The organism is Arthrobacter sp. TmtSoilC51, assembly GCF_055388015.1.
On record NZ_AP035877.1, the window covers coordinates 4,328,878 to 4,349,607 of the forward strand.

A 20,730-nucleotide genomic window follows, 5' to 3' on the forward strand; every position below is an offset into this window, starting at 1 on the left:
CCAATACGCGGCCACCCCTTGCGGCCCGCATCGCAGGCGAGTAGCTTTTTGAAACGTCACAAAGAAAGCGTTTTCCCAACCCTTAGGTGGAATCGATCATGACTCAGCACGCCCCGATCACGTGGATCGATGGCGAACCGCCAACCGGACTCAGTGGTGGCACGACGTGGGGGATGCCATTCCAACGCGGCACCGTCCAAGACGCCAAAGAGCTGTCCGTCCTCGACAGCACAGGCCGCAAAGTCAGCGCCCAAACCTGGCCGCTCGCCACCTGGCCGGACGGCTCACTCAAGTGGGCGGGCATCGCACTTGGCGCAACGAGCAACCCGACGAGCGCATACTCCGTCACCTCAAGCGGTACGCAAGCGCACGACGGCGACCCGGCAGGCGCCGTCGAACGCTCCCCTGAAGTGAGGGTCACCGAAACAGGTGACTCGGTCACCGTCTCCACTGGGCCCCTGGAAATGGTCCTGCCGCGGTCTGGCGCGAGCCTGTTCAGCAAGTTGTCCCGCGACGGTTCCGTGGTGGCGAAGGACGCACGGCTCGTGAGCCTGCTGCAGAACGGCGTTGCGGAAGGCGCGGGCAGCATTACGCGCGAAGGCTTCACTGGAGAAGTCACGGCCTTGACGGTCGAGCAGCGCGGTCCCGTTCGCGCCGTCGTGCGTTTGGAAGGCAAGCACAAGGCCCACGCCGGCACCAGGGAGTGGCTCCCTTTTACCGTCCGGTTCTACTTCTACGCCGGCGCCCGGAGTGTGCGGGTGATGCACTCATTCATTTGGGACGGCGATGCCGAGCAGGACCTTCTGGCAGGACTCGGCGTCCAGTTCACTGTCCCGCTCGAGAGCGAATTGCACGATCGCCACGTCCGGATTGCCGGTGCGGACGGCGGATTCCTTGTGGAGGCGGTCCGTGGAATCACAGGCCTGAGAAGGGATCCGGGCGAGGATGTGCGCGCCGCACAGGTCGCCGGGCGGCCAACGCCGCCGCTGAACGAATGGAGCACACTGGTTTCCGAACGGCTCCACCTCATCCCCGCATGGAACGACTACACCCTCACACAGCTGAGCGCGGACGGCTTTGAGCTGCGCAAACGCACGGCACCGGGCAACGGTTGGGTGGGCATCTCAGGTGGCACGCGATCGGCGGGCTTTTGCTCCCTGAGTGACCTGCGGGGCGGATTCGGGGTGGGCGTGCGGGATTTCTGGCAGTCGCACCCGGGGCAGTTGGACATCCGCGGAGCCGCAACAGACAACGCAACAGTAACTGCCTGGCTCTACTCCCCCGAAGCCCAGCCGATGGACCTGCGTTTCTATCACGACGGCCTCGGCCAGGACACCTTCGAGGAACAACTCGAGGGGCTCGAGATCACGTACGAGGATTACGAGCCGGGCTTCGGCAATCCCACGGGAATTGCACGAACCCACGAGCTCACGCTGTTCGCGTACGACGCCACGCCCAGCACCGAATCTCTCGCCGCGGACGCCCGGGGCGCGTCCACTCCCCCGCTATTGCAGCCATCACCTGAGTACCTGCACTCCGCGGGTGTCTTTGGCGACTGGACGCCGGTGGACCGCAGCACCCCGGCGCGGGCGGCACTCGAAGACAAGCTCGATTTCCTGTTCGACTTCTACCAAGGCCAAAGGGAGCAGCGCCGCTGGTACGGATTCTGGAACTACGGGGACGTCATGCACACCTACGATTCGGACAGGCACGTCTGGCGGTACGACGTCGGCGGCTACGCGTGGGACAACTCGGAACTCTCGCCCGACCTCTGGCTTTGGTACATGTACCTGCGCTCGGGCCGGGCCGACGTCTTCCGCTTCGCCGAGGCAATGACGCGCCACACTGGCGAGGTGGACGTCTACCATGTGGGCCCGTGGCGTGGCCTGGGCTCCCGGCACAACGTGCAGCACTGGGGGTGCAGCGCCAAGCAATTACGCATCAGCACCCCGGCATACCGGCGCTTCTACTACTACCTCACGGCGGACGAGCGCACCGGCGATCTCCTCACCGAGCTTGTGGACAGCGACCAGAACTTCCTCGGGTTGGACCCCGTCCGCAAAGTGCGTCCCGACGCCGATACCTACCGCCCGGACCGCGGCGCGTTGGGCGTCGGGCTCGGTACCGACTGGGGCTCGCTCGCCGCCACGTGGCTCACCGACTGGGAACGCACCGGCAACCCGCGCTCGCGCGACCGGCTCTTAGGCACCATGGCTGACATCGGCGCGCTCAAGTACGGCTTCCTCACCGGCGAGGCGCTCTACGACCTGGACAAAGGAAGGTTCGACGCCGGACGCGAAGTCATCAGCGTCTCGCACCTAAGTGCCGTGTTTGGTTTGGTGGAAATCTGCAGCGAACTGATCAGCTTGGTACCGGATGCATCTTTTGAGAACGCGTGGCTGCAGTACTGCCGGTTATTCCTGGCCAGCCCGGAGGAGCAAAAGGCCGAGGTTGGACAGCCACTTGCAGGCATCTACCTGACTCAGGCGCACAGCCGACTCACGGCCTACGCCGCAGCTCGACTCGGGTCCCCGGATTTGGCGGAGCTGGCGTGGGAGAGCTTTGCCGAGGGCGGCGAGAACCTCAACCATGCCGAGGCCTTCACGCTGAAGGAGATCCTGCCACCGCTCGTCCTTCAGCCGGTGGACGAGGCTCCAACCGTTTCCACCAATGACACCGCCCAGTTCGGCCTGGCCGTCATCCAAAACCTGGCCCTCATCGGAGGCGACTTGCCCGCTTTGGAGGTCCCGGCGTCGTAAGTCCTGCGGAAGCCACGGCGCTAGGAACTCGACCGCGGATGCATGATCCGCATCTGGTCCCATGTGCGCTCGGAGGCAGCGATGTTCTGGTTGGAGCGTTCGCGGTCCAGGGAGGCAAGTTCGACGGCGATCGCCTGGACCGCGGCCACCGCACCTGTCAGGGACGGGAAGAAGCCGGCACCTTCGGTGGGGACGACGATCCGGTGCAGGGCGTGCACTGCCACAGGCGATCCCGCGCTATCCGTGATGGAAACCACCGGCGCCCCGATGTTGTGGGCAATGTCCACGGCGCGAATGGTGCTGTCGTAAACCCTCCAGAGGCTAATGGCGATGACGAGGTCCTCGGCGCCCAGCCGCGCAATGGCATTGGTCAGGGCGGCGACGTCGGCATCGAGGAGCCGGACGTTGTAGCCGGCGATGATTGCGTTGTGCTCCAAGGCCTTGCCGGGGATGGCGTAGCTTCCTGCCGCCACAATGAAGGTTTGCCGGGCACCGGCAATGGCCTGGGCAATCTGGTGGATTGTGTCGGCATCCAGAGTTCGTTCAAAATGGGCCAAATTGGCGCGATCGGTTGAGACGGCAGCCTGTGCAGGACTACTGATATGGCCATTGTGCTCCGCAGCAACTTCCACTGCGCTCAGCGACGCCAGGAACCGTGACCTGAGCTCAAATTGGAAGTCAGCCCAGCCCTTGAATCCCAGTGTTTGCGCGGTCCTGGTCACTGTGGAGGCATTCGAATTGGCCGCGGCAGCAATGTCACTGACGGACCCGTAGGAAGCAAGGCGGGGCTGCGAGCGCAGGATTCCAACTACCTGCATCTGACGAGCTGCAAGCTTGCGGCCCTGAACACGGCTATCCAGCCACTCGGTCAACGTTGACGAGTCGAAATCTTCTTCCACCTATTGACCTACCTCACACTTTCGCCGTACCTTCGATACATCGCATCTGCACAGACTTGTGCATATTCCTAAAAATGTACAACTTGGCCCACTTTGGCAGGAATCACCATGTCTCTCACCGCACGCTTGGATCGTCTGGCTCTCAGTCGACCACACTACAAGCTTCTCCTCATCGGAGGCCTCGGCTACTCATTCGACGGCATGGACGGCGCAGTGGTCGCGTTCCTGCTCCCTCGAATCCAGGAATTGTGGGGCCTCAGCACTGCCAGCCTCGGCCTGGTAGGTTCAGCCGCCCCGTTGGGCTTCTTCTTTGGCGCCATCCTCTCCGGATGGATGGGCGACCGATTTGGCCGGAAGAAGGTCATGCTGTGGGCGCTCGCCTTCTACTGCCTCATGTCAGTGGTGGCAGCCATGGCTCCCAACTTCGAGGTCTTCCTGATTGCACGGATCTTTGCAGGATTGGGTGCAGGCGCAGAAAGCGTCATCATCGCCCCGTTCCTGTCAGAGTTCATTCCCCCGAAGCGTCGCGGCTGGTTCATTGGAACCCTTGCCGGCTTCTTCTCCTTCGGCTTTGTGGGCGCTGCATTAATTGGCCGGTTCATTGTGCCGATGGGCGAGGACGGTTGGCGCTGGGCCCAAGTGGTCACGGCCATACCGATCCTTCTCCTGCTCTGGTGGCGGCGCAGCCTGCCGGAATCACCGCGCTTCCTCATCAGCCGTGGCCGCGTAGCCGAAGCAACAGAGGTGGTGGAGCGCTTTGAGCAGAGCGTGGTCAAGGCCACGGGCAAAAACCTCGCTTCCCTGCCTCCAGCCCCGGAGGAAATCGCCACGCATGAGCAGAAGATCAGCATCTGGAATGCACTGAAGTTCATGTGGTCCAAGGCCATGCGCCGACGGACGGCCGTCATCTGGCTGATCTGGTTCGTGATCACCTTCTCCTACTACGGCTTCTTCTCCTGGATTCCCACACTGCTGGTGGGCCGGGGTATCACCGTAACCAAGAGCTTTGAATACTCGATCATCATTTACCTGGCGCAGATTCCGGGCTACTTCTCGGCAGCATGGCTGTGCGACCGGATCGACCGCAAGAACACGATCGCCCTGTACCTTGCGGGATCGGCTCTCAGCGCGTTCTGGCTGAGCCAATCCAACGATTCCGGCATGATCCTGGTGGCCGCCGCAACATTGTCCTTCTTCCTGAACGGCACGTATGCCGGCGTCTACGCCTACACTCCTGAGCTCTTCCCCACCTGGATGCGCGCCACCGGTGTTGGCCTGGCCAGCGCAGTTGGCCGTATCGGCAGCATCCTCGCACCGTCCATCATCGGTATCTTCGCCGCTTCCCTTGGCTTCGGCGGGGTGTTCACCATGACCACAGTGGTGCTAACCATTGGCGTTCTTGGCGTGGTGATCTTCGGCGCATCCACGGCGGGCAAGTCCTTGGAGGACATCAACGCCCGCGCCGATCATGATCCGGCAGCAGCAGGGACAGTGAGCAAATGAGCGGAAACTTCATGAAAACCGACACCACGTTCCAACACGCTTTCGACGCCCTGCAGCAGGACCCCGGCGTCATCCTCTTCACCGCCCTCCAGTGGATCCCCCAGCGCTCCAGCCTCAAGCGGCTGTTCACCAGCCACCCGGCCGAGTATCCGGTGGGCGGTGAGAAGACGGTCGAAATCTCACCTGGCTGGCTTGGGACGGTCATCGAGGACAAGAAGCCGTTCCTGGCCGCCGATCTGACAGCACTGAGGGAGGTCTTTGCAGACTCCGCGCTCATTCAGCAACTCGGCTGCGGCGCCGTCATCAACGTCCCTGTCCTCGACCAGCAACGCAACGTTGTAGGAGTCCTGGCGCTACTGGACGCAGAAGGCAAGTACACGCAGCACAGCGTGGCAACCGCCGTCGAACTGGTCAATGCGAATCTGGCCGAAATCGTCCAAGCCTTTGAATCCCATCCCACCGAAGTCCCCGCAGCCACCGAAGTCCCCGGGAAGGACAATGTCTAGCATGAGCACCACCCCCAAAGCCGCCCCGCTCGTCATCCGCAACGCAAGCGTCCTGGACGTCGAGGCAGGCACGTACTCCACTGCCGACGTCGTAAGTGTTGATGGAAAGATCGTCAGCGTCGGGCCGAACGCAGCAGTCCCTGCCGGTGCGCGGGTCATCGATGGCACCGGTAAGTTCGTCATCCCGGGGCTCATTGATGCGCACGTCCATGTGGTCGCTTCCAGTGCTGACTTCCGCTCGCTGACCTGGACCCCGGCGTCGTATGTGTACGCACAGACTGCCCGGATCATGGGAGAGATGCTGCGCCGCGGTTTCACCACTGTCCGCGACTTGTCCGGCGCTGACTTCGGACTGGCGATGGCCCAGCAGGAAGGGTTGCTTGAGGGTCCGAAGATCCACTTCTGCGGCCACGCCCTGAGCCAGACCGGCGGACACGGCGACATGCGGCTTCCGGGTGAAGACCACGATCCCAATGGGCGCGGATGCTGCGGAATCGGTCGCGTGGCCGACGGCGTTGACGCGGTCCGCGCTGCCGCACGCGACGAAATCCGAAAAGGTGCGCACCACATCAAGATCATGGCCTCCGGTGGAGTTTCCTCCCCCACGGACCGCATCGACTCCACGCAGTACTCGATGGAAGAAATGCGGGCCGCGGTGGAAGAAGCCGAAGCCGCCAATCGCTACGTCGCAGCCCACGCCTACACAGCCCGTGCCATCAATCGCGCACTCGAAGCCGGCGTCCGCTCGATCGAACACGGCAACCTCCTGGATGACGAAAGCCTCCGGCTCTTCATCGAGAAGGACGCTTTCCTGGTTCCCACGCTCGTCACCTACTGGGCGCTAAAGGAAGAGGGCAAGGAATTCGGGCTCACCGAGGAGATGTGGGCCAAGGTGGACTCCGTACTAACCAGCGGGCTGGAGGCCATCTCCCGAGCCCACCAAGCCGGCGTGAAAATGGCGTTCGGCTCCGACCTCCTGGGCGGCATGCACCGCCATCAGAACGAACAGTTCAGGCTGCTTGGCAAGGTCCAGCCAGCAATCGATGCCATCCGCTCAGCAACCACGACGGCGGCCCAGCTGCTTGAGCGCGAAGGTGAACTTGGCGTGATCGCACCTGGCGCGGACGCGGACATTCTGGTGCTTGGCGCGGACCCAGTGGCGGACATTTCCGTGCTGGCAGACATATCGGAGCATTTGGAGTTCCTGATCCAGGACGGCCGGGTGATCTCCCGGTCTGGGCCCGGGGATCAACGGTAAGTAAGCTTATTAATGGATGGCGCATGACGTCGTCTCGGGAAAACCGAACCGAGTCAGAGGAGGACATTGTGACCACGAAGGTAGACAAGACAATCCTGGTCAACGTTCCGGTGAGTACGGCCTACAGTCAGTGGACGCATTTCGAGGAGTTCCCCCGTTTCATGGGCGGAGTGGAACGCGTGACGCGCCTGGGCGAGGACCGTCTGGAATGGGTAGCCGAAATCGCTGGCGTCCATCGCCGCTGGGAAGCAAAGATCGTCCAGCAGGACATGGACCGGGCCGTGGCATGGGCCGCTGTGGAAGGTGCCAAGAATGCCGGCTGGGTGGACTTCAAGGAAGCCGGACCGAGCCAGACGTCCTTGCATCTGTCACTGGAATACGAACCCCACGGCGTCCTTGAATTCCTGGGCGACAAATTGCATGTGGTTGAAAGGCAGGCGGAATCGGACTTGAAGAAGTTCAAGGAATACGTCGAGCACAAGGCACCCGTACGGGATGCCGACACGAGCACCATGGCTACACCCGCCGACGTCCCGATCGTAGATCCCATCACGCACACCTTCGATCAGACCAATGGCCTCGCAGATCTGGAAGGCGAATCCGACGAGACTGCGGACAGCGATACGCGCAGTGCCGCGGAACGGAAGGACGACGAGGGCTTCGGCCCGGGTTACATCCCACCGATGGGTGGGCTGCCGGGGCAGCGGTAGCAGCCACCCGCACGAAACAAACAACCAGTGCCGCCCGAATCAATACGATCCGGGCGGCACTGCGGTTAATAAGTGACCGCTACTTCTGGCCTGCATAGGCGACGGCGGGCATCGCCGGCGTCTGCATGCCCTCGCCGATGTAGAAGCTCGGGTGCGGCGGCTGGTTGTAGGCCACGTTCTCCCGGGCGACGGACGTGCGGTACGCGGTGTCGTGCATCAGCGTCCGCAGGCGAACCTCGGTGGGAGCCGTGGTGGTGTAGATGCGCAGCTCGGTGCTGTCAGTGGATGGCCAGGCGATCTCTTCGCGCCAGTCTCCCAGGATGTCTGCCTGGATGGACGGGTTTCCCTTGGTGGTGTTGTTACTGCGGGCGCCGTCGGCCGTCAGGAGACGGTCGCTCTGCTCGGTTTCCCAATTCCACTTGGAGATGGTGGGAACGCCACGGGACACCGTTGCGTCGTAATCGTGGTCCACAATCTCGCGGAGGAGATCGCCATCCCACCAGGCCAGGAAGTTCGCGGCAGGAATCTTCTCCGCGATCAGCTCTCCCTTGGCGGACATCAGCTGGCCTACAGGCGAATCCCAGGAGGCGGAACCGCCTACCGCCCAACCTTCAGCCCCGGCATATCGGGGATCGATGTCCCCTGCGGCTCCGCGGCCAGTGTCCTTGATGGCCGGGATGCTCCAGAGAACCTCACCCGTGGCAGCGTCACGGAAGGTAGCTCCCCTGTTGCCGCTCTGGCTCATACTTTCGTGGACGGCGAAGGTTTCAAGGCCTGGCCTGGATGGATCAAGGTCGCTGGTGTGGATCGCGTCTCCATGGCCCAACTTGGTGTTGTAAAGCGGCTGGCCGTTGTCATCGATGGTCATGGAGCCAAAGACGAACTCATCCTTGCCGTCACCGTCCACGTCAACTACGGAGAGGTTGTGGTTGCCCTGCCCCTTGTACTCGTCCCCGGCAACGTTCGAGTCGAACGTCCACCGCTTCACGAGCTTCCCGTCCACGAGGTCGTATGTCACCAGGACTGTGCGCGTGTAGTAGCCACGGCTGAACATCATTGAGGGGTGCTCGCCGTCGAGGTACGCCACGCCAGCCAGGAACCGGTCCACGCGGTTGCCGTAGTTGTCGCCCCAGCTGGAAACGGTGCCGCGCTCGGGCGCGTAAGCCACGGTATCCATGATGGTTCCGGTCTCGCCCTTGAAGACCGTCAGGAATTCCGGGCCGGACAGGACGTAACCGGCGCTGTTGCGGAAGTCGGCGTCGGCGTTTCCGATCACCGTTCCCGCCGCGTCACGGGTGCCGTCCGCCGTCTTGAAGGAAACCTCGGCCTTGCCGTCGCCGTCGAAGTCGTAGGCCAGAACCTGGGTGTAGTGTGCGCCGGCGCGGATGTTGCGTCCCAGATCGATGCGCCACAGCTTGGTGCCGTCCAGCTTGTAGGCATCGACGTAAACGTTGCCCGTGTAGCCGGACTGCGAGTTGTCCTTGGCGTTGGACGGCGCCCACGTCTGGATGACCTCATACTTGCCGTCGCCGTCGAGGTCGGCCACCGTCGCATCGTTGGCCCCGTAGGTGTAGGCCTTGCCGTCGGGAGTCACGCCGTCGGCGGGCTTATCGAGCTTGATGGCCAGGTAGTTCTGCGTCAGCGGCTTGACCGCTTCGGTCAACTTGTCCTGCCCTTGGCCATTTCCAACCGTCTTAATGACGTAGCTGGACGCCGCCGTTCCGTCCGGGTCCACGAACATGGTGGCGTTGCGGATGGGCTCCTCGGTGATGTTGACGCCGTCGCGCAGCACCTGGAAACCAATGCTGTCCTCGTCCAGGCCGAGCATGCGCCAGCTCACGGTAACGCCTTGGTCGGTCAGGACGGCGACGGGAGCCCGATCCAAGTATTCCACCTGGCGTTTGAGCGTCGGGGCTGCCTTTTCGGCAGGCACGACGCCGGGAAGACCGGTTTGCGTTGTCGGGCTGACAGTGGCTGGAGCTGCTTGGGCGAGTGGGACTCCTGTCAGGGCTATGGCTGCTGCGGCCAGGGAAGCCGCCGCTGCCAACGGTAGGCCCCTGAACGCACGGCCGTTGGTACTGCGAGAGGAACACTTCATGGGGTTAGCCAAAGAACATCTCCTTTGATGCTGGGCGGCAGTAGGTCTGCCGCACAGAGGTTGGAACGTTTCAATAAATCGCAAAGCGAAACACCTTTTGAGGGTCCAAGGGGGTGAGAAAACGCTTTCCGCCTCAATGTTTACCAGTGACAAAACATGGCAGTCAAGAGTTTGACAGAAGTTGAATAGGCCTGAACTCGCTGCTTCCCTACATTCTTTGCTGTCGATTGCCGCCAAATGCAACTGATTGGAGTTGTTTTGACGCCGCCCAAGATTCAAAGAAGGTCAGGAGCCCACGCCGACCCCTCGCAGGGGTACCGTTCCAAGGGAGTCGTCCACCCATGAAAGGAACATCATGACCACCTGGCTCATCACTGGATGCTCCACCGGACTCGGCCGCGCACTGGCCCAAGCTGTCCTCGCGCGTGGCGACAACGCCGTCGTCACGGCCCGCGATACTTCCAAGCTGCAGGACCTGGCCGCAGAATTTCCGACGACAGCCCTCGCCGTCGCTCTCGATGTCACCGAGCAGTCGCAGATAGAGGCCGCCATGAGGGAGGCCGAGGAACGCTTTGGTGCGGTTGACGTCCTGGTCAACAATGCCGGTTACGGTTACCGCGCAGCCATTGAAGAGGGCGACGACGGCGATGTCCGGGCGCTGTTCGACACGAACGTTTTTGGTCCGGTGGCCATGATCAAGGCCGTCCTGCCTGGGATGCGCTCCCGCCGATCCGGTGCGATCGTGAATATTTCCTCCATTGGCGCCCGCATCTGCCCGCCCGGTTCCGGCTATTACTCAGCAACGAAGGCTGCGCTGGAGGGCCTGTCCGGTTCGCTGCAGAAGGAACTGAAGCCTCTGGGTATCTCTGTGACAGTGGTGGAGCCCGGTGCGTTCAGGACCGATTTTGCGGGGCGTTCGCTGACGCAGTCGGCCCAGGCGATTGATGACTATGCCGAGACGGCCGGCAAGCGTCGCAAGGAAAATGACACCGTCCACGGCACCCAGCCCGGCGACCCGGACAAAGCAGCAGAGGTGATTATCGCCGCCGTCGAGGCAGCTGAGACACCGGCCTTCCTGCTCCTGGGCGCCGACGCCGTCTACGCCTACGGCGCGGTGGAAGAGGCCCAGCGTGCCGAGGTGGATCGGTGGCGCGAGCAGAGCCTGAGTACGGGTTACACGGAGTAACCTCCAACGTGTAATCCGTCACACTTGGCCGGATGAGCTTGTCAATCGCGGTGGGCAGCATGAACCATGAATGAGGGAATTCGTTTCCCGTACAAGCTGAATCAGCAATCCTCACCGACGAGGATGCGGCCCCTGCGAAGAAGCTTGGGGCTGTTAACGGCCTGAGTGAAAGTACTGACAATGACGACACATACTGACTCCATCACGCTGAAAATCTGGGACAAGTCGGCGATCGACCACACTATCGACGCCGCCATCCGGGATCTTTCCCCTCGCGCCGCTGCAGAAAACTGCGGCATTGCCGTAACGCTCAGCGGACCGAAGACCTTCACCGTTAGCCTGAGCCGCTAAAGCAGCTCAAACACACCACAAGAGGACGACGCCGGCACCCCCGGCGTCGTCCTCTTGCGTTTCCTGAATACCTGGCTGGAACTCCTGATCAAACCTTGAGACTTCCTTGATGCTTTGCGGGCAGCTTTCTTGCGTTTGCGTTGGAACCCTAAGTGAAACACCACTACGAGGTTCCGAACGGAGGATCCCAAGTGCACCAGGTCGTCAATTCAGAGACAATTGCTGCACCCCGGGGATCCCACCGTGCGCCAGGTGGAGTGGTTACGGTTCTGGTCCCCGCACACAACGAATCCGGCGGCATTACCGAAACACTTTTCTCGCTGAATAACCAGACGCGCCGCCCGGATCGCGTGATCGTGGTGGCCGATAACTGCACTGACAATACTGAAGAACTGGCGTTGGCCCAGGGCGCCGAAGTCCTCCGCACTGTTGGCAACAAGGATAAGAAGGCCGGTGCGCTGAACTTCGCCCTTGGGCAGTTCCTCCCAGGAGCCGATCCCGAAGACCTTGTTCTGGTGCAGGACGCCGATTCGCAGCTGGCGCCGGACTTCATTGAAAATGCCACGAACAACCTCCTCAAGGATGAACTTCTGGGCGCCGTTGGCGGAGTGTTCAGCGGTGGCCCCGGAGGCGGGTTCGTCGGACACCTGCAGCGAAATGAATACGCCCGCTACGCCAGGGACGTGGAGCGCCTCCACGGCAAATGCCTGGTAGTCACCGGGACTGCCGCGCTTTTCCGCATCAAGACCCTGCGGGACGTCGTCGCATCACGGTTGAACGGTGCACTTCCTCCCGGCAACGGCGAGGGCGGCGTCTATGACACCTCTGTGCTGACCGAAGACAACGAACTGTCCTTCGCGCTCCTCACGCTCGGATACCGCATAGCGTCACCGTCAAACTGCACGCTGGTCACCGAAGTCATGCCGACGTGGCGTGAGTTATGGGCTCAGCGGCTCCGCTGGAAGCGCGGAGCCGTGGAGAACTGCGTGCAGTACGGGTGGACCAAAGTCACGCGCCCATACTGGGGACGCCAGTTTCTCTCCATGATCGGTGTCCTGGTGACGCTGGCTTACCTCGGGTCCATCGTCTTTGCCCTGACCACCGGAATGGGACTGAATCTCCACCCGTTCTGGATCACGGTCACCTGCATCTTCGTCCTGGAACGCATCATTACCCTGCGTCTCCGGGGCTGGAGGTACATGCTGCTTGCCGCAACCATGTACGAAGCCGTCATCGACGTTTTCCTCCAGGCAGTCCACGCCAAGGCCTACCTGGATGCCGTCCTCAACAGAAAGAAAGTTTGGTAAACGACTCATGTACAACAACCCAGCAGGATCCGCAGGCGCAGCAATTGCAGGAGGCGCCGGTTCCGGCACCCTTGCCATGACCGGCGCCGGGAACCTCTTCTGGTTCGCACTGGCCGCCTTCGCCATGCTGGCCGTTGGCCTGGCCATCAAGAGGATGGTCCCGGTCCGCGCTCAGAAAATCTAGCAGGCCCAGCAAACCCGCAGTTGTGTCGGATCATGCCCCCAGCGCGACACAACCGCGGGTTTGTTGTTTTATGCCTGCCCTACGTTACGGGCCCCGTATTGGCGGAGTACTTGGAAACTGTGGTGTACCCGGCCTTGCTTCCCGTAACCCGCACGCTCATGGTGTCTGCTTGGTCGGCACTGACAAGTACGTAGCTCTTGGCAGTTGCTCCCGTGATGGCAACACCTGACCGGTACCACTGATACGTCAGGGTGGTTCCGGAAGTCCACGTCCCCGGGTTGGCTGTGAGCGTGGAGCCAACCGTGAGCGTCCCCGTGATGGTGGGAGTGGGTGCGACCAGCGTGCCTGCCACTACCGTAGCCGTGGGCGCCGATTCCTTGGTGGTCGTTGCGTAGCCGGCCTTTGTCCCTGTAACGCGGACGGCCAACCTGGCGCCCTGATCCGCGGCCGCCAGCACACGGGTGGCTGCTGTTGCACCGGCGATGGCCGTGCCGTTCTTGTACCACTGATAGGTCAGTGCCGTACCGGTGGTCCACGTGCCGGGGTTGCCAGTCAGCGTGGATCCCACAGACGCCGTTCCGGAGATAGTGGGGGTCGGGGCCGTCAACGGGATCCCCGGAACAAACGAGAAATCACGAATCGTCACGGATTCAGGGGCCACATGGGCAGCATCACCGCCACCACCTCCGGTAACCCACAGATTGAAGTGGATCTGTTCGTTGGCCGGAAGCGGAACCGTGGAGCCTTGCAGGACCGTCCTCTTCAGCAGCGTTCCGCCGTAGCCTTCGCCGGCAAACGTCTCAAAGGTGAGCTTGCCCGGTTCCCAAACCATCCTGTGGGTAAGGATCGGGGCGTTCGTGACATCGAACGTGACAGTGTTGTTCCCCTGCCCAGGCGGCAGGGTGGCGTCAAACCAATAGCCATGCCCTTGAGTGACGGGCCAGTTCTGGCCATAGGCAGCTCCACCTCCCCAGGCGGACGCCTCGCAGAGGTCGATTTCCGTATAGCCGGGTTGGGCCGCGGGGTCGTAGGTGAACAGGCAACCCCACACGACTTCCTTCTGGAGCGCGCTCACGTCCTTTTCCACGGTGGTGCTGTACGTTCCGTAGCCAAAGCCCTCACGCGTGGATTGGAACTCCGCGCCCTTGGGAGCCGAGCCGGTTGGGTTGGTGATGGAGAGTTTGACGTACCCGTTGGTGTCCGGGTTGCTCACGTTGTTCGCGTCCCAACTCGCGTTGTACATCGGAGCCCCTCCCCAGAAACGCTTCTGCCAGTTGAAACCCTTCCAGGCGAAGCTCCCCACAGGGCCGGGGTCCTCAGCCATGGGGGTTGTATCGGCCGCCTGTGATGGGCCTGTTCCAGCGAGCATTGATAAACCGACCGCCAGCACGACGGCCAAACCTGTTGTTTTGATTCGCCCATGCGGAATGAGCCCTACTGACCATGCCATAGCCGTGTCCTCCATTGATGCGCCCAGACTCGTCGCCGGCAAAAGCCAGAGACCGCAACAACGTTCCACCCCCACGAGGAACGTGCAGTTCCTCGATTATCAAGTAGACGTCGGTCCTGAGGAAGCTAATTGAAGAATAAAAGTGGAAGATATGCCATCAATTGGATAACGCCACCCCGGCGCGGAGTAACCTTGGCATTGTCTGTTCATTTCGCGTACACGGCCTGGCTTCGGGAGGTCATATCACCATTCGCAGCGCCGGAATCCTGCTCTACCGGGCAGGTTCCACTGGAGAGTTGGAGCTTTGGATTGCCCACATGGGAGGACCTTTTTGGGCGCACAAGGATGAGCATGCCTGGTCAATTCCCAAGGGTGAATACCTTGAGGATGAAGACCCGCTGATTGCTGCCCGACGCGAATTCGCCGAGGAAATTGGTACTCCACCGCCACCTGGCGGCTACCAGTTATTGGGGGTTTTCAAACAACCCTCAGGCAAACTCATCACAATTTTCGCAGCAGAGGCAGGCTCCTTCCAGCCCGATGAAATCGTCAGCAATACCTTTCCCATGGAATGGCCCAAGGGGTCCGGCTCCATCAAGGAATTCCCTGAGATAGACGACGCCCGTTGGTTTCGGGAAACCACGGCCCGGACAAAGCTCGTCAAAGGGCAGCTGCCTATTGTGGACGCTTTGGTCCGGCACCTTCGTGAAGAACCCAACGACGGCGCCACCAACGCCTGACCCGACTGCACCCAGGCCGCGATGGCCGGGTGCTGAGGTGGTGCCGGGCGGCCGGCGTCCGGAGCCCGCACCCCACCCGGGCATCCGGGACCTAAGACTCTGACGCCCCACAGCTCCGGGAAGGATAGTGAACGGTAGGAATACTGGACGGTTTGGGTGCAGGAGGTCGGGCGGATGATGTACTGGGGCGGAGACATGGGCGGCTGGGGCTACGTGCTGATGGTCCTGAGCTTCGTCTTGTTCTGGGGCGCTATCATCACCGCGATCGTCTTTTTCGCCCGCTCCACGGGAGCTGGCGGCCGGCGGCACGAGGGCGTAGCGCAAGGTCACGGCATCGCCGAGGACCTGCTCGCAGAACGGTTTGCCCGCGGGGAAATCGATGAAAACGAATACACGGCACGGCTGGCGGCACTGCGCCGCGGACGCGCCGCGCCCCAGTGAACGGCAACTCGCCCCCACGCAGTGAACGTCCGGCACCGGGTGAAAACCCCGGCTGCCCGCTCGGACAACTCTGCGAAAGGACCAGCCATGACAGCTGACCCGAAGACCACCGCCCACGGAGCATTGAGCGCTACGTTGAAGAGCACTGTTGTGGAGGTACGCGGCCAGCACTGGGCAACCTCCAAAGCAGTCATCGAGCACGTGCTGCTGCGGCGGCCAGGAGTCGCGGCAGTCGACGCGAATCCCGTCGCCCAGACCGCGACCGTGAAGTTTGACCCGTCCCTGACATCCGAGGAGCAGATCTCCGGATGGGTCCGGGACTGCGGATACCACTGCCGAGGCGTTTCGGTTCCGGAGCACGTGTGCTACCCGATGGACGGAACCCCGCAGGAGATGATGGGTCACGGCGGACACCACGCCGGGATGTCGATGGATGACATGGTCAAGGACATGCGCAACCGTTTCCTGGTTGCCGCCTTGTTGTCCATCGGCGTGACGCTCTGGTCCCCGATGGGCCGGGACATGCTGGGCTTCACGGCCCCAACACCGTTCGGGCTCCGCGATGACGTCATGGGCCTGATCCTGTCCCTGCCGGTCATCTTCTACTCGGCCTGGATCTTCTTCGACGGCGCCTGGCGGGCACTGAAAGCCGGCACGCTGGACATGATGGTGCTGGTGGCGATCGCCGTCGGCACGGGCTGGCTGTACAGCGCCTGGGTCACCCTCACCGGCGGCGGAGAAGTGTTCTATGAAGCCGCGACAGTCCTGGCCGCCTTCGTGCTGCTGGGCCACTGGTTCGAGATGCGCGCACGCGGCGGGGCGAACGAGGCCATCCGCACCCTGCTCGAGCTCGCACCTCCAGTTGCGGTCGTTATCCGCGACGGCGAGATGATCGAGATCCCCACCTCCGACGTCCAGGTGGGGGACCTGCTGCTGATCCGGCCAGGATCCAAAATCCCCGTCGACGGCCAAGTCGAAGAAGGCCATTCAGAGGTCGATGAGTCCATGGTCACTGGGGAAAGCCTGCCGGTAACCAAGACCATCGGATCGGAAGTGATCGGCGCGTCCATCAACACCACCGGCACCATGCGGGTCCGGGCCACCAAGGTCGGAGCGGACACCGCCCTGGCCCGGATCGTCGCCCTCGTCCAGGAAGCCCAGAACTCCAAAGCCCCAGGCCAGCGGCTGGCCGACCGGGCTGCGTTCTGGCTGGTCCTGGTGGCCCTGATCGGCGGCACGGTGACTTTCGCGGTCTGGCTCGCCGTCGGCGCTGGGCTCCAAGCGGCCATGCTGTTCGCCATCACCGTCGTCGTCATCACCTGCCCCGACGCGCTCGGCCTGGCCACACCAACGGCCATCATGGTTGGCACCGGGCTCGGCGCGAAACGCGGCGTCCTGTTCAAGAACGCCACCGCCTTGGAGGTCTCCGCACGGATCGACACCGTTGTGATGGATAAAACCGGGACCCTGACCAAGGGCGAACCGGAAGTCACCGACGTCGTCGTCGACGGCATCGACCAAGGAGACCTACTGGCCTTGGTCGCCGCCGTGGAAAAGGAATCCGAACACCCCCTCGCCGCAGCAGTGGTCCGGCACGCCCGGGAACACGGAGCCGCCGCCCTGGACTCCAGCGACTTCCTGAGCGTTCCCGGCCACGGCGCCGGTGCAACCGTAGACGGACGCCGGGTCCTGGTTGGCAACCGCAAACTCATGGCCGACGGGAACATAGACCTCGGCCGCCTCGCCGCGGTACGCAGTGATCTGGCGGGAACCGGTCGGACCGCCGTGCTCGTCGCCGTCGATGGCCGCGCTGCGGCAGTGATTGCCCTGGCGGACGCCCCAAGGGAAACCGCGCCAGCGGCGATTGCTGCCTTGCACGACGCCGGGATCGAGGTGGTCATGCTTACGGGCGACAACGAAGCCACCGCGCAACGGATCGCCGGCCGGCTCGGCATCGACAACGTAATCGCCGAAGTGCTGCCAGGGGACAAGTCAGCCAAGATCGCCCAACTGCAACAGGCAGGGAAGAAGGTCTCCATGGTTGGGGACGGCGTCAACGACGCTCCCGCCCTGGCCCAGGCTGACCTCGGCATCGCTATCGGCGCCGGCACGGACGTGGCGATTGAAACGGCCGACGTCGTACTGATGCGCTCGGACCCGCTGGATGTCCCCATCGCGCTGCGGATCGGCAAAGGAACTTTGCGGAAGATGCGCCAGAATCTGGGCTGGGCAGTGGGGTACAACGCAATAGCGCTGCCGATCGCCGCAGGGGTGTTCGCGTTCGCCGGGATCGTCCTCAGCCCGGAGATCGCGGCACTGTCGATGTCGGGTTCCAGCTTCCTGGTCGCCGTCAACGCCCTGCTGCTCAAAAGGCTCAGGCTGCCCCGCCCCGAAACGCCCGAGGCCATCCCTGTCCGCCCGAACCGTCCGTTGGCCCCAGCCGGCAACCGTTAGTCCCCAGGCCATGGACCTCCGCCTCGTCTCCAGGGTGCTGTTCCTGCGGGCCTCGTGGCGCAAGCGGGACCGGTGGGACGCCGCCCGGATCATCCAACACCAGGACCACGCCCTGCAGGAGCTGCGCCAGGCCGCCTACGCTGGGTCGGAGTTCTATCGGCGCCATCACGCCGGCCTGCGTGACGCGCCCCTGAACCAGCTGCCGACTGTAACCAAGGCAGATCTGATGGAACACTTCGACGAGGCCATCACCACACCGGCACTCAGGCTGGCGGACATTGAAACCCACCTGAAGTCATTAACCGAACAGGGCGGAGACCCCGGAGTGCCCTGGCGGGGCCAGTGGTGGGCGGCGGCCACGGCAGGGACCACCGGCCGGCGCGGAACCTTCGTCTGGAACCGCTCCGAATGGGGCACCGTCCTGGCCTCCTACGCGCGGGCAAACGACTGGGCCGAGATCTCCGCCGGACCGCCCTTGCCAGTGAAAGTGGCGCTGGTCAGCTCCCGGGTCCCCACGCACCAATCTGCCGTCGTCGGGGCCTCGCTGCATTCCAGGCTCGTCCCCACGCTCCGGCTGGACGTCACCGACCCCATCAAAGACACCGTCGCCGCTCTGAACCGGTTCCAGCCCAGGATCCTGGTCGGCTACGCCTCAGCACTCAAACCCCTCGCCGCGGAACAGCACGCCGGACGGCTGCACATCTTCCCCCATGGCGTGATGTCTACCTCCGAAGTACTCACCCCGCAGACCGCAGTCGAACTGGAGGCGGCTTGGGGAACCGCGCCCTTCAACGTCTACGCTGCGACGGAAACGGCAGGTATCGCCTCCCCCTGCAAGTTCAGGAACCGCCACGTCCATGAAGATCTGCTGATCATCGAACCGGTGGACCAGGACGGAAGCCCCGTGCCGCCGGGAACCACCGGCGCAAAGCTCCTCGTGACCGTCCTGTTCTCACGCACCCTCCCGCTGATCCGCTACGAAATGTCCGACACCGTCCGCCTTGGCAGCCGCGGCTGCCCCTGCGGCCGCTCCTTCACGCTCATGGACGACATCGAAGGCAGGCTCGAAGACATCCTGCACCTGCCTGGCACGAAAGGAGCTGCCACCGTCCATCCCATCGTGTTCCACGACGTGCTGGACCAGGCAGTTCTCGCAGGATGGCAAGTCATCCAGGAACCTGGCAAGCTGCGCGTCCTCTTGGCCGGTCTTGCCCCTGGAAACTCACAAGAGGCAATTCGCGCCCGCCTGAACACCGCCCTAACCGAAGCCGGCGTGGTACAGACAGACGTGGACGTAAGAATCGTGGACAGGCTCGAAAGAACAGCGCTCGGCAAGGCCCCTTTCGTACACGCAATGAAAACCGCACCATAAGAGCCCGCAGCGTTGCGATTCACGCCCCGGACCAACATCAAGCAAGATGCTTCTCGCCAGCTAGGCGCTCTTCCGTGAGATGAACTGCCTGATCCACTGGACCGTCTCAGGACGGTCGAGATGCAACCCATGCCCCGCGCCGGGAACGCGAACCAGCACCGAACGGCTGATGTGTTCACGCAGCAGCAGCGCGTTGGGCAGCGGAGTCAGGACGTCGTCGGCGCCGTGAACGATGAGCGTCGGGGCTGTGATGGCGCCGAGCTCATTCCAGGCATCGTGCTCGCGGCTGGCGTTGAAATGGCGTGCCTTCGCCCACGCGGATGCTTTTGAATTGAAGAAGGTGTGGGTTGCCTCCGGATTGTTCCGCACCCAGTCAGCGTCGAAGAACAGCGGCTCGAGCCGGGACATATCGCCGCTGACCAGGGCTTCCAGGGCAGCCCTCTCCGGCTGGGTGCCCTCACCTGGCCACTTCCCTCCGCTGGTGGCGGCGAGGATCAATGTCCGTACTTTCCGTGGGTAGTCGATGGCCAACCATTGCGCTACGCGGCCACCCATGGAGTGGCCGTACACGTGTGCTAAATCAACGCCTGCAGCTTCAAGGACCGCGGCTGCATCTGCCGCCATCAGCCTCGTCGTGTACCGCTCGGCGTCCCCCTTGCCGCTGCTGCCTATGCCTCGGTGATCAAAGCGGATGACGCGGTAACAGCGGGACAAAAGCTCCGCCGTCGGGCCCCAACCGTCCATGGCGGTCGCTTGGCCGGCTATCAATAGCATTGGTTCGCCGTGGCCTTCGGACGTCCAGGCGAGTTCAGCACCATCAGGGGCCAGGGCAAAGTTCACTGTGCCACTTTATCTTCGCGGTGAACTTTGCGCTGTGGCCTGGGGCATAGGGCGCTGCCGCACGAAGCCTCGAGGCGCTAGCGTTGAAAGATGACCGCTGAGTACAGGTACGACGTTGAGGTTCTGCATCTTTTGGTGTCGTCGGCGCACGCCTATTTTGGCCGTGCCCGCGAAGGCGCTGCGGACGTTCCGACGACGGACGCTGAGCAGGCCCAGCTTGTTGCCGGCAAGGGCATCGTCGGGGACAGGTTCTTCGGCAAGGCAGCCCACATGGACGCCGCCGTGACCGTATTCGCTGTGGAAGCACTTGAGACCATCGCCTCTGAACTGGATGCAGGGCCTTTCGATCCTTTGGTAACCCGGCGAAACGTAGTGCTGCGCGGAGCCGAGTTGGCCCCCTTGTTGGGGCATGAGTTCACTCTGGAGTCTGGCGGGGACTCCGTCCGGCTAAAGGCAGGCAGGCCAGCACATCCCTGCGCCTGGATGGACCAGATGCTGGCGCCGGGGGCGCACAAAGCCATGCGGGGCAGGGGTGGCGTCAGATGCCAGGTGATTTCCAGCGGTCTCCTGCACCGCGGACCTGCCGTCTTGGTAAGTCCAGTGCCATTGGACCCATCCCGCGCGGGCGAGGCCTCGGTCCTGAGGCCGTCACGGCTCCCTTGATTCCCGTGG

The 20,730-nt window shown here is 62.9% G+C and carries 18 protein-coding genes; 14 read left to right on the forward strand and 4 right to left on the reverse strand.

Annotated elements, in window-relative coordinates; translation table 11 throughout:
• Positions 1–98 precede the first annotated feature (98 nt).
• On the forward strand, positions 99–2,759 hold the full coding sequence (locus tag ACZ5G6_RS19705; protein WP_498687483.1) for an exo-rhamnogalacturonan lyase family protein: 2,661 nt from the start codon (positions 99–101) through the stop codon (positions 2,757–2,759).
• A 20-nt stretch (positions 2,760–2,779) separates the two neighbouring features.
• Here the strand turns inward: ACZ5G6_RS19705 and ACZ5G6_RS19710 are convergent, their stop codons facing one another.
• On the reverse strand, positions 2,780–3,658 hold the full coding sequence (locus tag ACZ5G6_RS19710) for a MurR/RpiR family transcriptional regulator (protein ID WP_223934500.1): 879 nt from the start codon (positions 3,656–3,658) through the stop codon (positions 2,780–2,782).
• Positions 3,659–3,766: 108 nt separating this feature from the next.
• On the opposite strand from ACZ5G6_RS19710, the gene ACZ5G6_RS19715 reads away from it, so the two are divergent.
• The 4 genes from ACZ5G6_RS19715 to ACZ5G6_RS19730 all read left to right on the forward strand — a co-directional run bounded on the left by ACZ5G6_RS19715 (position 3,767) and on the right by ACZ5G6_RS19730 (position 7,635).
• Entirely contained in the window at positions 3,767–5,161 is a 1,395-nt protein-coding gene (locus tag ACZ5G6_RS19715; RefSeq protein ID WP_498687485.1) for an MFS transporter, read from the forward strand.
• A gap of 11 nt (positions 5,162–5,172) precedes the next feature.
• Positions 5,173–5,667 carry a GAF domain-containing protein gene (locus ACZ5G6_RS19720; protein ID WP_498687487.1) on the forward strand — a complete coding sequence of 165 codons (495 nt, stop codon included), beginning with the start codon at positions 5,173–5,175 and terminating at the stop codon, positions 5,665–5,667.
• A gap of 1 nt (position 5,668) precedes the next feature.
• Positions 5,669–6,925 carry a metal-dependent hydrolase family protein gene (locus ACZ5G6_RS19725; protein ID WP_498687489.1) on the forward strand — a complete coding sequence of 419 codons (1,257 nt, stop codon included), beginning with the start codon at positions 5,669–5,671 and terminating at the stop codon, positions 6,923–6,925.
• Positions 6,926–6,993: 68 nt separating this feature from the next.
• Positions 6,994–7,635, forward strand: coding sequence for an SRPBCC family protein (locus tag ACZ5G6_RS19730; RefSeq protein ID WP_498687490.1), 642 nt, complete (start codon positions 6,994–6,996; stop codon positions 7,633–7,635).
• A 79-nt stretch (positions 7,636–7,714) separates the two neighbouring features.
• Here ACZ5G6_RS19730 and ACZ5G6_RS19735 read toward each other — a convergent pair whose 3' ends face one another.
• Positions 7,715–9,733 (reverse strand): rhamnogalacturonan lyase, encoded by a 2,019-nt coding sequence (locus ACZ5G6_RS19735; protein WP_498687491.1) that lies wholly within the window; start codon positions 9,731–9,733, stop codon positions 7,715–7,717.
• Between the two features lie 355 nt (positions 9,734–10,088).
• Here ACZ5G6_RS19735 and ACZ5G6_RS19740 point away from each other — a divergent pair, with 355 nt between their 5' ends.
• The 4 genes from ACZ5G6_RS19740 (at position 10,089) to ACZ5G6_RS19755 (ending at position 12,761) form a co-directional block, all read left to right on the forward strand.
• On the forward strand, positions 10,089–10,919 hold the full coding sequence (locus ACZ5G6_RS19740; RefSeq protein ID WP_223934506.1) for an oxidoreductase: 831 nt from the start codon (positions 10,089–10,091) through the stop codon (positions 10,917–10,919).
• Between the two features lie 180 nt (positions 10,920–11,099).
• A complete protein-coding gene (locus ACZ5G6_RS19745) occupies positions 11,100–11,270 on the forward strand; it encodes a hypothetical protein (protein WP_216926503.1) in 171 nt (56 codons plus the stop codon).
• 191 nt (positions 11,271–11,461) lie between these two features.
• Positions 11,462–12,577, forward strand: coding sequence for a glycosyltransferase family 2 protein (locus ACZ5G6_RS19750; protein WP_223934507.1), 1,116 nt, complete (start codon positions 11,462–11,464; stop codon positions 12,575–12,577).
• 7 nt (positions 12,578–12,584) lie between these two features.
• Entirely contained in the window at positions 12,585–12,761 is a 177-nt protein-coding gene (locus tag ACZ5G6_RS19755; protein WP_223934508.1) for a hypothetical protein, read from the forward strand.
• Positions 12,762–12,840: 79 nt separating this feature from the next.
• On the opposite strand, the gene ACZ5G6_RS19760 is transcribed toward ACZ5G6_RS19755, so the two are convergent.
• Positions 12,841–14,211, reverse strand: a complete 1,371-nt coding sequence (locus ACZ5G6_RS19760; RefSeq protein WP_498687494.1) for a hypothetical protein — start codon at positions 14,209–14,211, stop codon at positions 12,841–12,843.
• 242 nt (positions 14,212–14,453) lie between these two features.
• Here ACZ5G6_RS19760 and ACZ5G6_RS19765 point away from each other — a divergent pair, with 242 nt between their 5' ends.
• From ACZ5G6_RS19765 to ACZ5G6_RS19780, 4 genes are all read left to right on the forward strand, one after another.
• Entirely contained in the window at positions 14,454–14,951 is a 498-nt protein-coding gene (locus ACZ5G6_RS19765; RefSeq protein ID WP_498691965.1) for an NUDIX hydrolase, read from the forward strand.
• 174 nt (positions 14,952–15,125) lie between these two features.
• Entirely contained in the window at positions 15,126–15,392 is a 267-nt protein-coding gene (locus ACZ5G6_RS19770) for an SHOCT domain-containing protein (RefSeq protein ID WP_498687496.1), read from the forward strand.
• Between the two features lie 87 nt (positions 15,393–15,479).
• Positions 15,480–17,846, forward strand: a complete 2,367-nt coding sequence (locus ACZ5G6_RS19775; protein ID WP_498687498.1) for a heavy metal translocating P-type ATPase — start codon at positions 15,480–15,482, stop codon at positions 17,844–17,846.
• A 10-nt stretch (positions 17,847–17,856) separates the two neighbouring features.
• Positions 17,857–19,218: a phenylacetate--CoA ligase family protein gene (locus ACZ5G6_RS19780; protein ID WP_498687500.1), complete on the forward strand. Its 1,362-nt coding sequence runs from the start codon at positions 17,857–17,859 to the stop codon at positions 19,216–19,218.
• A 60-nt stretch (positions 19,219–19,278) separates the two neighbouring features.
• Here ACZ5G6_RS19780 and ACZ5G6_RS19785 read toward each other — a convergent pair whose 3' ends face one another.
• On the reverse strand, positions 19,279–20,058 hold the full coding sequence (locus tag ACZ5G6_RS19785; RefSeq protein ID WP_498687502.1) for an alpha/beta fold hydrolase: 780 nt from the start codon (positions 20,056–20,058) through the stop codon (positions 19,279–19,281).
• A 90-nt stretch (positions 20,059–20,148) separates the two neighbouring features.
• On the opposite strand from ACZ5G6_RS19785, the gene ACZ5G6_RS19790 reads away from it, so the two are divergent.
• Complete coding sequence (locus ACZ5G6_RS19790; RefSeq protein WP_498687503.1) at positions 20,149–20,721, forward strand: MOSC domain-containing protein; 573 nt, start codon at positions 20,149–20,151, stop codon at positions 20,719–20,721.
• The last annotated feature ends 9 nt before the right edge of the window (positions 20,722–20,730 follow it).